The sequence below is a fragment of the Scytonema sp. HK-05 genome, from assembly GCF_963872035.1.
GTDB lineage: Bacteria > Cyanobacteriota > Cyanobacteriia > Cyanobacteriales > Nostocaceae > Kalymmatonema.
Map to the genome: position 1 here is coordinate 1 of NZ_CAWMYC010000044.1, position 12,144 is coordinate 12,144.

At 43.6% G+C, this 12,144-nt stretch carries 11 protein-coding genes; 7 read left to right on the top strand and 4 right to left on the bottom strand.

Translation table 11 applies throughout. The annotated features are described in order from the left end of the window. Positions 1-42: 42 nt before the first annotated feature. Entirely contained in the window at positions 43-933 is an 891-nt protein-coding gene (locus tag AACT52_RS07395; RefSeq protein WP_272937157.1) for a restriction endonuclease subunit S, read from the top strand. Between the two features lie 89 nt (positions 934-1,022). Beyond that, positions 1,023-1,115: a Uma2 family endonuclease gene (locus AACT52_RS07400; RefSeq protein ID WP_233154249.1), complete on the top strand. Its 93-nt coding sequence runs from the start codon at positions 1,023-1,025 to the stop codon at positions 1,113-1,115. Positions 1,116-1,246: 131 nt separating this feature from the next. Here AACT52_RS07400 and AACT52_RS07405 read toward each other — a convergent pair whose 3' ends face one another. Then, a complete protein-coding gene (locus tag AACT52_RS07405; RefSeq protein WP_073636459.1) occupies positions 1,247-2,095 on the bottom strand; it encodes a DUF4351 domain-containing protein in 849 nt (282 codons plus the stop codon). Between the two features lie 176 nt (positions 2,096-2,271). Between AACT52_RS07405 and AACT52_RS07410 the strand changes: the two genes are divergently transcribed. Further along, positions 2,272-4,029, top strand: a complete 1,758-nt coding sequence (locus tag AACT52_RS07410; protein ID WP_073636460.1) for a DEAD/DEAH box helicase family protein — start codon at positions 2,272-2,274, stop codon at positions 4,027-4,029. A gap of 291 nt (positions 4,030-4,320) precedes the next feature. Here the strand turns inward: AACT52_RS07410 and AACT52_RS07415 are convergent, their stop codons facing one another. Further along, a complete protein-coding gene (locus tag AACT52_RS07415) occupies positions 4,321-5,175 on the bottom strand; it encodes a TetR/AcrR family transcriptional regulator (protein ID WP_073636461.1) in 855 nt (284 codons plus the stop codon). Between the two features lie 176 nt (positions 5,176-5,351). Here AACT52_RS07415 and AACT52_RS07420 point away from each other — a divergent pair, with 176 nt between their 5' ends. Both AACT52_RS07420 and devC read left to right on the top strand, forming a co-directional pair. Then, a complete protein-coding gene (locus AACT52_RS07420) occupies positions 5,352-6,686 on the top strand; it encodes an ABC exporter membrane fusion protein (RefSeq protein WP_083630823.1) in 1,335 nt (444 codons plus the stop codon). Next, positions 6,683-7,867: an ABC transporter permease DevC gene (gene devC / locus AACT52_RS07425; protein WP_073636462.1), complete on the top strand. Its 1,185-nt coding sequence runs from the start codon at positions 6,683-6,685 to the stop codon at positions 7,865-7,867. Before AACT52_RS07420 ends, devC begins: the two co-directional genes overlap by 4 nt. Before the next feature lie 133 nt (positions 7,868-8,000). Here devC and AACT52_RS07430 read toward each other — a convergent pair whose 3' ends face one another. Together AACT52_RS07430 and AACT52_RS07435 are read right to left on the bottom strand one after the other, a co-directional pair. Continuing rightward, a complete protein-coding gene (locus AACT52_RS07430; protein ID WP_073636463.1) occupies positions 8,001-8,201 on the bottom strand; it encodes a DUF2795 domain-containing protein in 201 nt (66 codons plus the stop codon). A 188-nt stretch (positions 8,202-8,389) separates the two neighbouring features. Continuing rightward, positions 8,390-10,099: an HAD family hydrolase gene (locus AACT52_RS07435; RefSeq protein ID WP_073636464.1), complete on the bottom strand. Its 1,710-nt coding sequence runs from the start codon at positions 10,097-10,099 to the stop codon at positions 8,390-8,392. A 208-nt stretch (positions 10,100-10,307) separates the two neighbouring features. Between AACT52_RS07435 and AACT52_RS07440 the strand changes: the two genes are divergently transcribed. Beyond that, positions 10,308-11,231, top strand: a complete 924-nt coding sequence (locus AACT52_RS07440) for a ribonuclease D (RefSeq protein ID WP_073636465.1) — start codon at positions 10,308-10,310, stop codon at positions 11,229-11,231. Between the two features lie 32 nt (positions 11,232-11,263). After that, on the top strand, positions 11,264-12,067 hold the full coding sequence (locus tag AACT52_RS07445) for a tetratricopeptide repeat protein (RefSeq protein WP_073636466.1): 804 nt from the start codon (positions 11,264-11,266) through the stop codon (positions 12,065-12,067). Positions 12,068-12,144 lie beyond the last annotated feature (77 nt).

The window sequence follows — 12,144 nt, forward strand, 5'->3', positions numbered from 1 at the left end:
GTGCCTATCTTAATGGATTAATCTTTGCTCGCTAAATAAAAACTGGGATGCTCCCATGTCAATCAGCACGTGTGCATAATTAGAACAATCCCTGAATTACTCCATCATCGCTACCTGATGCACTTCATTGCACAGCCAAGTTTTCAAGCATATATCGACAGTATGCAGCACGGTGGAACAAGGCAAGCTTTAACTTTCTCACAAATTAGAGATTTTCAAATCCCCCTCCCTCCTCTGGAAGAACAGCGCCGCATTGCTGCCATTCTCGACAAGGCTGATACTGTTCGCCGGAAGCGCAAAGAAGCGATCGCCCTTACAGAAGAATTACTGCGATCGTCTTTCTTGGAAATGTTCGGCGATCCTGTTACAAATTCGAGGGGTTGGAAAAAGATTAAGCTTGCTGATGCCGTTGACCTCGTTAACGGGCGTGCATTTAAACCTTCTGATTGGAAGAAAAAAGGACTACCTATTATACGTATTCAAAACCTCAAGAATCCGGATGCAACTTATAACTATTATGACGGACACTTCCAAGAAAAATTTAGGGTAAAACCTGGCGACCTTCTGCTTTCTTGGTCAGGACAGTTAGTCTCATTCGGAGTTTTTATTTGGCAAGGTACTGAAGGAGTTCTCAACCAGCACATATTCAATGTTCGCCCACGTATGCCTTTTGAGTTAGAGTACCTAGAATTTGCGCTGGCACACGTTGTTGAGATGTGTAAGTCAAAATTTCACGGAATCGAGATGAAACATTTAACAAAAGAGGAACTCAATACGCAGTTTGTGTTGTACCCACCAATTCAACTTCAGACTGATTTTACTTTAAAAATAAGACATCTGCGAAGTATGAAGACTGAACAACATAGTCAACAGTGTGAACTTGACAACTTCTTCAACTCCCTACTCCAAAGAGCCTTCCGGGGAGAACTCTAAGCCAAGCAAATAAAATGAAATTATGGAAGCGAACAAGCCGCGATCGCTAAAGAATAAATTACCATCAAAGTTACTTTGAGGTTTTCAATATGCTTACTTCCTCCCAAAACTACCTCACTCCCGACGAATACCTCCAAATGGAGGAACAAAGCGACATCAAACACGAATACATAGATTCCTAAATGATTTGTGAACAAACAAGAACCCCGACTTCTTAAAGAAGTCGGGGTTCTGAAGAAGGTCAAGCGATTTATAATCACCAAAACAGCATAAAATTTAACTGCAATATTAATAGTTATTTGTTATTAGCTTTCTAACTATTTTCCTGTTGTTCTAATAAAGTTATCAAATCAGATATTGCAGAAAAATCAACAAATTCCTCTCCTAGTACCTCCAATTGTTCAGTAGATAATCTGCGGATACGCTCAATGATTGATGAGTCTATTTCACCGAAACGCCGAGTTAACTGACGAATCAAAAACCGGAAGGCTTCTTCTTGCTTTCCCTGTTCTTTTCCCTGTTGTTGTCCCTTCTGCAAAATATCCTGATAAATTACCGATTCTTGCATAACATCCTCGCTTAAAAATTGACGAATCAATTCCTTTTCAAACTTCAAACCAGCTAAAATCTCTGTGTAAGCTGCAATCTCCTGCCTAGTATCTCTATTAGGAATTCTAGCAACACTTTGGGCAATCTGCGATAGTAACCTTTGGGGTGAGGTTGTTTGTGTTAATGATGCTAAAGGTAATAATGCAGGGTTATCGAGAAATAGTGCTGAGTCTTGTTCCCACATCCGCATAACTCGATAACGGTGAGTTGTTGTCTCATTTACATATTCTTCGGTAAAAGCAATTTCGTTATTTGTCTCTTGCAAAAAAATCACGACCTGTGTCACAGGGACGTTATATTGACGCATTAACCTGACTGAATAATCCAGCATTCTAAATGGAAGCGGAGGATTTGAGATAGTGCGGGTTTGAAATTCGATATGTAAAATGCGATTTGCTGTTTGTAAAAATGTCACTGAATCTGCACGAATTGGTTCTAAACTCAATTCAGTCTTCAGTACCTTAACTTCTATTGATTTTTCAGCAAGTAACCAACTGACAAATTCTGTTGAGTATTTTTCAGCTAAAATCTTACAAACGTTGTCAAAACTCACAACTTACACTCCATTTCACACCAAAATTATCGTTACATGGGAAAGAGAAATTGGATAATTTAATTTTTTGCAGTTCTCTAATTTCGCTGATAAATCCACCGAAGACCTAAGCAACAGTTTACACTAGTAAAATGAGGTATGAGTGGCAATCAGTGGGAGTTAATGGAGAATTCTGTATGGCGTCAAACTTTGATTTTCTCAATAACCGTTACCCCGACCTGTTTAAACACGCCAGCCACGCCGAAACCCTAGTTTACACTGCCCCCCGTGCCAGCTGCTTCTATACACGCTTCACCCTAGAGCAAGCAGTTCTGTGGCTTTATGCTCACGATACCTACCTGCAAATTCCCTACGACACCAAACTCAGCGCCCTCATCCATGAGCAAACTTTTCAAGAGAATTTAAAACCGGGACTGTTCCCCAAAATCCGCACCATCCACAAAATTGGTAACATCGCCGTCCACGAATCCACCCCCATCAAGGAAAAGGACGCGCTGCATTTGGTTGAAGAACTGTTTCATTTCCTGTACTGGCTCTCCCGTTCCTATTCCCCCAACGCTAAAAATCACCCGACTGTTAACTTTGACCGCAACCTTATCCCCCACCCCACCGCCACCAGCGCTTCAGACCTTTCTGTGCAACAGTTGCAAACTCTAGAAGCGCAACTTTCCCAAGCTGACGAAATGCGGCGGATAGCCGAGGCTCGACAACAGCAAACTGAGCAAGAACTGGCAGTTCTGCAAGCGGAAATTGCTGCCCTGAAACAGCAGAATGCAGCAGTCACCGACAACCACAATTACAACGAAGAAGAAACCCGCCACTATTTAATTGATGTGCTGCTTAAAGAAGCCGGGTGGAACATCGACCAAGGTGGGTGGACTGAGTACGAAGTTCAGGGAATGCCTAACGATACAGGTAAGGGACGCGTGGACTATGTGCTTTGGGGCGATGATGGCAAACCCTTGGCTTTAGTGGAAGCCAAACGCACTCGCAAAAGTTCTGAGGCTGGGAAACACCAAGCCAAACTGTATGCTGATTGCTTAGAGCAACGCTTTGGTCAACGCCCCGTCATCTTCTACACCAACGGCTACGACTATTGGATTTGGGATGACTTAAATTATCCGCCCCGCCAAATTCAAGGTTTTTTGAAAAAAGACGAGCTAGAACGCCTGATTTTTGGACGTAGCCACCGCAAACGCCTGCATTTAGTGCAAATCACTTCTAGCATTGTTGAGCGCTGTTACCAAAGTGAAGCCATTCGCCGCATTACCGAAACCTTTGACGAGAAAAAAGGACGTAAAGCTTTGCTCGTCATGGCAACTGGCACAGGAAAAACTCGGACAGCGATCGCCTTAGTTGACCTGTTGATGCGGGCTAATTGGGTGAAGCGGGTGTTGTTTCTCGCCGACCGTAACGCCCTTCTTACCCAAGCCCTCCGCGCTTTTAAGTCGCACCTCCCCACAGCCACAGCCGTAGACATTACCAAAGGCGGCGACGCACACAGCGCTAACGTGGTGCTCAAACGCAATGTTCCCTTGACCGATGCTGATTTAACATCTTTGGAGGAAATGCTCTTCGGTGCGGCAGCAATTGAGAGTCGAGAGCGTTTCGAGGAAGTTTATGGCAAAAATCTCAGCCTCAAGCTTTTCATCCGCCAACTTGTTGGGTTAGACCGGAACACAGCAAAGCAAGCCTTTGCTCAATACCTAGAAGGCAGCACCTTCAACGCCAATCAAATCCGTTTCGTGGAAATTATCATCGATTACCTCACCCAAAACGGTGTCATGGATGCAGGGTTGCTCTATGAACCGCCCTTCACGGATTTGCATTATGAAGGTTTGGATGGAGTCTTTGAAGCTGACGATGCTGACCAAATCATTTCCATCGTGCGCTGTTTCAATGAAACTGTAGGGAAAAAGTTTGGGGTGGCTTGAGTTATAGCGGTAAGAACCCGGAGTCAGGTACAGCAAAGAAATAATGAACCACAGATGGACACTCATGGGACACAGATAAATAATTACTTCATTCAATTGAGTTGCGCTATATACCAAATCCCTGATACCAATTCTCTCTAAACTTGCACTTAATACTTACTCTTTGACTCAGGCGCGTACTTGGCGGTTTGTTTGATAAATATTAAGTGGATCTTCATGGAGAATTGGTATGACTCTTTTAACCATGTATATACAAAAATAGCACCAAACCAGAAAACGAGTTCCAAGTCCTCAAGTAAGTTCACCATCACGAGCAATGATTTCGATCACCTCACTGCGGGTGAGTTGATTTTTAGCTGCGATCGCAGCTAATTTTTCCCACGCTGTATCTGTGAGTCTCATAGATCTTAAACGTTTCGGCTCAGAATCGTAGTCTCGCTCAAATTTACCAGAATCCTTACGGTTGCGCCGAGGAGATTTTTGCTTTGTGCCTGAGTACTGAGGAGCGCTTACATCTTTTACAGTCTGATTAATAGTTAACAAGTAAATTAGGTTGTCAATCAGGCGATCGCGCTCGATTGGTAGAATGTCATTGCCATGCAGTATTTCCTCAATCAGGATGAAATGTACTAATGTTCCAACAAAGACTCGCGCCGCAACTTCTGGATCAGGTAGGTTGAGTTCAGTACGAGAGGCAAGGAATTGACACAAATCCTCCAAAAATGATTTTTCAAGGTTCAGAACAAAGGCTCGCGCTAACTCCGGAAAACGTCCAGACTCACCAATTATCAAGCGAATTAATCCTAACACCTGTTTGTCACCTATAGAGTTGTCTAGCATACAGAATGCTAAATGGCGCAGGATTGTAGATGCTTCACCTTGCATCAATTGTGCTTTTTGGGGATTAAATGCTGCGTAATACTTGGATACGATTAATTGCTGTATAAGAGCAGTAAACAGTCCTTCCTTGTCTTGAAAGTGATTGTAGACGGTTGTTTTAGACACACCTGCTGCTGCTGTCACCTGATCCATAGTTGTAGCAGCATAGCCATGTGCCAAAAACTCTTGCATTGCACCTGCCAGAATGGCATCCACTTTTTCTTCTGACGGCTTACGATCTAGATTATTTGTTTGTGTCTTTCTCATTTTTCGGTTCTTCTACTTTTACGCTTGTTATAGCTATAAGGTTGGCTGTAGGGACACAGCAATCCCGCAACTAACACGGGTGTATGACACCAAGCACTGGGGTGAAAATCTTTCTTGACATAATTGTACTGTACCGTCTAGTTTAGAAAGAACAAACTAAACTGTATAGTTTATTTATGTCCCAATTGAATCAGGAGGCACATAGGGTGCGCGATGCAACAGCTAACGGTTCTGCATCCTTTAAGCATAGCCGTCGCCCACTGATGATACTGGCAATTGCTACAGCTTTTGTTGTTGCTCTTGTGACAACTTACAGATTCTGGCGATTACAGTCACAGCAATCTAGTGTGACGCAAACGTCTAAGGTTAGCATCCCCAAAGTCACAAAAGTGGTTGCTTTAGGAAGACTAGAGCCACAGGGAGAGATCATTAAAGTTTCAGCACCGACATCGAGTCAAGAGAATCGAGTTGAGCAATTGTTAGTCAAGGAGGGGCAAGAGGTAATAGCAGGGCAAGTGATTGCAATTGTTGATAGCAAAGACCGCCTCGAAGCTGCTGTCATGAAGGCACAAGAACAAGTCAGAGTAAAGCAAGCAAACCTTAAGAAGATTCAAGCAGGTGCAAAACGCGGTGAAATTGCCGCGCAACAAGCTCAAGTTGAGCGATTGAAGGCGCAGTGGCAAGGTGACAAGACAGTGCAAGCAGAAGCGATCGCCCGACTGAAGGCACAGTGGCAAGGCGACAAGATAGCGCAACAGGCAACCATGAGAAAACTAAGAGCCCAACTCAACAATGCTCAAGCCGAATACAAGCGCTATCAGCAGTTATATTCTCAAGGTGCAATTTCTCTGTCTTCATTTGACAGTAAGCGCCTGAGTTTAGACACTGCAACACAGGAAGTCAGAGAAGCCGAAGCAGTCCTTAGCCGTATTGATGGTACAAGTAGCAGGCAAATCAGCGAGGCTCAAGCTGTTCTTGCGCGGATGAACGCGACTGGTAGCAAAGAACTGGGCGAGGCTCAAGCGACACTCCAAAAGATAGCCGAGGTGCGGAATGTGGATGTGGAAGTGGCAAAAGCAGAAGTTGATGATGCGATCGCCGAAGTGAATCAGGCTAAGAAAAATCTGGAACAAGCTTACGTGCGATCGCCTCAAGACGGACAAGTCTTGGATATACATACACGTGCTGGTGAAGTGGTGTCAAGTAATGGCATCGTTGAAATTGGGCAAACCAGCCAAATGTATGTAGTTGCAGAAGTTTACCAAAGTGATATCAGTAAAGTCCGTCCAGGACAGCAGGTGCAGATAACTAGCGATGGTTTACCAGATGAGTTGCAAGGAACAGTTGATCGCATAGGCTTACAGGTGCGTCGGCAGAGTGTCGTCAATACTGACCCTAGTACCAATATTGACGCCAGAGTGGTTGAAGTTCATGTCCGACTAGATAAAGCATCAAACCAAAAAGCTGCTCAGTTGACCAATTTGCAGGTTAAGGCAGTGATTAAAATATGATTGGATTCATACAACAGTTACAGCAGTTACAGCGACGAACACCTCTGGGATGGCTGCAACTGAGCCATGAAAAAAGTCGTTTGTTGGTAGCATTGTCAGGTATTGCCTTTGCCGATGTTCTGATATTCATGCAGCTTGGCTTTCAAAACGCACTCTATGACAGTAATACTCGCCTCAACAGAGTTTTGCATACAGATATTGTTTTAATCAGTCCCAAAGCTCGTAATATCCAAAATTTGTCAACATTTTCGCGGCGGCGACTATACCAAGCATCCTCAATATCAGGAGTGAAATCGGCAGAAGCACTGTATCTAAGTATGATCACCTGGAAAAATCCCCAAACTCGTAGGGAAACATCAATTCAAGTTATTGGGGTTAATCCTGACCAACCAGCTTTCCAGTTAAGCGAAGTCAACCAACAGTTAGATAAGATTAAGCTGCCGGATACTTTGCTATTTGACCATGATTCTAAAGGAGATTATAAACAGACAATTGCCCAAATTGAACAAGGTAAAACTGTTACCACCGAAATAGAAAACCACACCATCACTCTCGGTGGCTTATTCAAGTTGGGAACTTCCTTTGGGGCTGATGGTAACTTGATTACCAGCGATCAGAATTTCTTACGGCTCTTTCCTGGACGACAAGCAGCCAGTATTAATCTGGGTATGATTTATCTTGAACCAGGATATGACCCGAAGCAAGTTGCAACAGCATTACGAACCTACTTACCTGATGATGTCAAAGTTCTCACCCATGAGGAATTTATCCAGTTTGAGGAAAACTACTGGCAGAAAGAAAGCCCCATCGGCTTTATCTTCGGTCTAGGCGTGTCGATGGGGTTTATAGTCGGCATCATTATCGTTTATCAAGTTCTTTCCACTGATGTGAATGCTCACATCAAAGAGTACGCTACCTTGAAGGCAATGGGGTATCACAATCTCTACTTGTTAGGAGTGATTTTTGAAGAAGCAGTTATTTTGGCATTTCTAGGCTTCATACCAGGAGCAATAGTGCCGTTGGGACTTTACCATCTCACCAGAAATGCGACAAATTTGCCCATCTACATGACCTTAGCACGAGCCTTGTTTGTACTGGTGCTGACCATCGTTATGTGTCTCATTTCCGGAGCGATCGCCACCCGCAAACTTCAAGCTGCTGACCCTGCTGATATGTTCTAGAAGTCAAAACTCAAAAGTATTTGACTGATGACCAATCACCCTGGCTTCTCAAACATTCGCTCGTTCGCTCATTCACAATTCAAAAAAATTAAAAAATTTTGAATGCGTTTAGTACACCCAAAAATTGCTATTACTACGCTGATTCGCTCCCGCAGATAACTTCGCTTACAGCCGTTAGCGTTTCATACTGCTTATCTGGTAACTGTTTCAAAGCCCGGAGGACTTGTTCGTCGGAACCTCGAATCTCAGCATACATAACCAAGTCTTTCTTGCTTGCTGGGTAGTGAACACCTGTCAAGTTATTCTGTAGCTGGGCTGAGTTTACTTTAGACATGGTTATTCTCCTAAAGGTATAGCACCGTGTACATTTTTACCTTATAAAAACTAGCAGGGAAATAAAAGTAGGAAGTATACCCAATAAACAGGGTATATCTCCGTTTTTTTTCTAAGTGTTAGCTAAGGAAAGTAGGCAGTGCTAAGATTCGGCAATATACGAAGTGCAGCAAGCCTCCGAAACCTCATTTATGCCGGCAAAGTGTAACGTTGTTCTATTGCCGCTTTAATTGCCTCACGACTTTCACTAGCCGAACCATTAGCAGTTTCCTCTATCTTTTGAACTTCCTCTGCCAAAGATTCGTCCTTAATCGCTTCTCGGAACCAGCGCGAATAATCTCCTTGTTGCAGATGGTACAACCAAGTTTCCTCATCAACGCCCTCTGCAAGCTGAGTGAACAAAATCAGGTTCTGGGCGCGGAGATTTAGCTTACCTTCTGCTCCTGTGAAGTAGAAGCTCTTGTCTTGTCCTAGTTCTCCTTCAGCATACTTGCGAACGTGACGACGGCGTTCAGTATGTCCTGGGGTGATGCGAAAGCGGAAAGGTTCGGTATCTGTTTTTCGGAACCATGCGATCGCCTCTCCTGGTACCAGCTTTTGGGGCGCAAGTTCTGGCGGACAATGACCAACCACTGAGCAGAATTGCTTGATGTTTTCCTCTGGTGACTTACCGACGGTGAGCATAGTGTCTACTAAAGACAAGGCTGCTGGTGCCATCTGGTCGGGATGAACGGTAATAAACATTATGCCATCTAACTTTTGAGGCAATGTCACAGAGGCGGGGTTCCAAGAGGAAGGCATGAGGTGATGCGCCTCGTCTACCACTATCCAATGAGGACGACCGGTACGTACTCGCAATTCCTGCAATTGGGGTAGCAATTCGGCAAAGAATACCGGACGATCCGCTAAAGCAATCCCTAGTAAATTTATAATGACATTCTGATCAGGTTGCTCAAGTAAATCCAAGACTTCCTCTACTCTAGGCGAACGGTTAGCATCACCTAGAATAATCGCACCTTCAAAGTTTTCGTAGTCACCTTCCGGGTCAATGATGCAGAATTGGTATTTTTGTTCTGCGATGCGTTCCAGGACGGCTGTTGCCAGGGTAGATTTGCCGCCGCCGGAAGTGCCAGCCAGCAGTATACTTGAACCGTACGCCTTCATGTGTACTTCAGAACCATCTTCCCGCGTACCCAGCAAGATATTGTGTTGCAGTTGGGAATCTATTTCCGACAAATCTGAAGCAAGTAGCTTATCAATAAGTTCAACGACGCCAGCACTGCGACTGCCATTGGTGACAAAATCCACACGTTCCTTCACCATTGGCAAGGCATTAGCAACAGCAACAGAACACTCACACAATTCCAGAAAAGCATGGTCGTTTTCGGCATCGCCAACACCTACAACATTATGCGGCGATAACTTCATCTCATCTAACGCTGCTGTGAGTCCTGCTGCTTTGTTAATGCCCGAAGGCAACACCATCACTGCACCTTTGTTAAAAATAACCTGCAATTCTAGTCCTAAATCGCGAATGGTTTCTAATACCGTGGTTTCATTAGGATGCCAGGTAGCAACAATGACTCGACCTACAGACAAAGGGTCAACATGGCGATCGCGCAATGCTTGAATAAACTGTTGGGGTGGTTGCGAACCTAATGGTTTCTCCTGACGTGTAGCAGGCGAATACAACAAAGCGCCGTTTTCCGCGACGACACAATCAAATAAATCTATTTGCGGAAATACGCGCTGCAAATCATCTAGCTCACGACCGGTGACTAAAATGAGTTTTCTCCCAGACAGCCGCAGGCGTTCAAGCGCTGCTATAGTTTCATCATTCACACGACCGTCTGCGGCTAAAGTGCCATCGTAGTCAGTGGCTAAGACAAAGTAGCGCATGGGCAATCAGAAACAAGATTATTTGTGAGACAACATTACATACATATATAAAATGACTTGAGCTAGCAGTTTAGGCTATCCAGCTTTGGATATAAAACGAAATTAGCCTGCTACATAAGTACAACGACAGAAAGATAACCAAGAAAATGCTAAAAATGGAGAACTATAACTTGATACCCCTTCCGAATTTTTCAGGAAATATGAGCTTATGCCGTACCTAACATTAGCAAGCGAAATCCGTTCTGTTGTCGCTGAATATACCAAAGCTAGCATTTTGTGGATTGATACAGAAATCGCAGACTATAAAAGTCGCAATCCTAGACTGTCGCTGATTCAGGTATTGGACGATCCACAAGATTTGAGTGGCGATCGCATCTTTGTTTTGGATGTACTCAATTACCCTGATGTTGTCGCTGAATTTATTGACAAAATTATGGTCAATGCCAATATTGAAAAAGTCTTTCATAATGCTAGCTTTGATGTCAAATTTCTGGCTAACAAGAAAGCAAAAAATATCACTTGTACTTTAGAAATGGCAAAAAAAATTCCCTACTATGCCTTGCCATTACCTAACTACCAACTCAAAACTCTAGCTGCAGAACTTTGTCATTTTAAGAATATAGATAAACAAGAACAAGGTAGTGATTGGGGAAGGCGACCCCTAAGCGAAGAACAAATCGAGTATGCTTATCTAGACTGCATTTATCTTGCTCAAGTCCATCAACGTTTGATAGAATTAAACCAAGAAATTCACTCCGAACCCGCAACGGAAAACTTAACATCACTGAATGCAAGATACGCACAACTTGAGCAACAGTGGAAACTCTTAGATTCAGAATTCGCAAATCTCCAAGAGCGAATAAAAAAAGCTATGCTTGCTCAAAATGTAACAGAAAGCTCTTATTTCAAGCTAAGTTGTTACGAGCGAAAAACGGTGAAAGTACCGTTTACACAACTTGCAAAACTAGTACAAACTGAAGATATCGATTTAGATTTTCCAATCACATTGACTCAGAAACTACAAAAAGATTTAGGAGAAAACCTAGAACAACTGTCTGTAGATATTGAGCAAACAACTGCATGGCGACTGACTCCTAAAAATCAAGAAAGTGACGAAAACAGTGATGATTGATGAATGCTAAGTATGAGGATGAATGGTAAATAATGAATGCTGTCTGCAGAACTGCGCTTACCGCATTTATTGCTCTTGGAACCGTTTCCTGTAGTAACGCTAATGATGTATTGGTAACAGAAATCGGAGTCCGTCCTGCTGGACGTCCAGCAGCACGACCATCACAAGCGAGAGACTTTTATATTCAGGGTCAATATCAGCAAATTAAAGGAGACTCACAAGGGGCGATCGCTTCTTATTCCAGAGCAATTAACCTCAATCCCAACTATGGAACTGCTTACAATAGCCGGGGACTGGCTAAATTTGATTCTGGAGATCAGCAGGGGGCGATAGAAGATTACAACCAAGCGCTTAATATCAATTCCAATGATGCTCAAGCGTATAATAACCGAGGCAATGCTCGCGCTGCGCAGGGAGACACAAACGGGGCGATAGAAGATTACAGCCAAGCAATTCGCCTCAATCCCAACTATGCTGAGGCGTACAATAATCGGGGGAATGCTGTTGCGGCAAAGGGAGACAGAAACGCGGCGATAGACGATTACAGCCAAGCTATTAATGTTAATTCTAACTTTGCCGTTGCTTACAATAACCGGGGAAACGCCCGCGCCGCCCAAGGAGATAGAGAGGGGGCGATCGCCGATTACAACGAAGCCATCCGTCTTGCTCCCAACTTTGCTGCAGCATATAATAACCGAGGAAATGCGTATGCTGCGCTACGAGATAAACAAAAAGCTATAGAAGATTTGCAGCGAGCCGCACAAATTTTTGAGAAACAAAATAATAACCAACTATATCAACAAGTAATGAACAATATGAAAGAGTTGGGGCAGTAACGAAAGATATAGCGCTTTTTATCTGAATGAAGTAATTATTTATCTGTGTCCATCTGTGTCCATCTGTGGTTCATTAT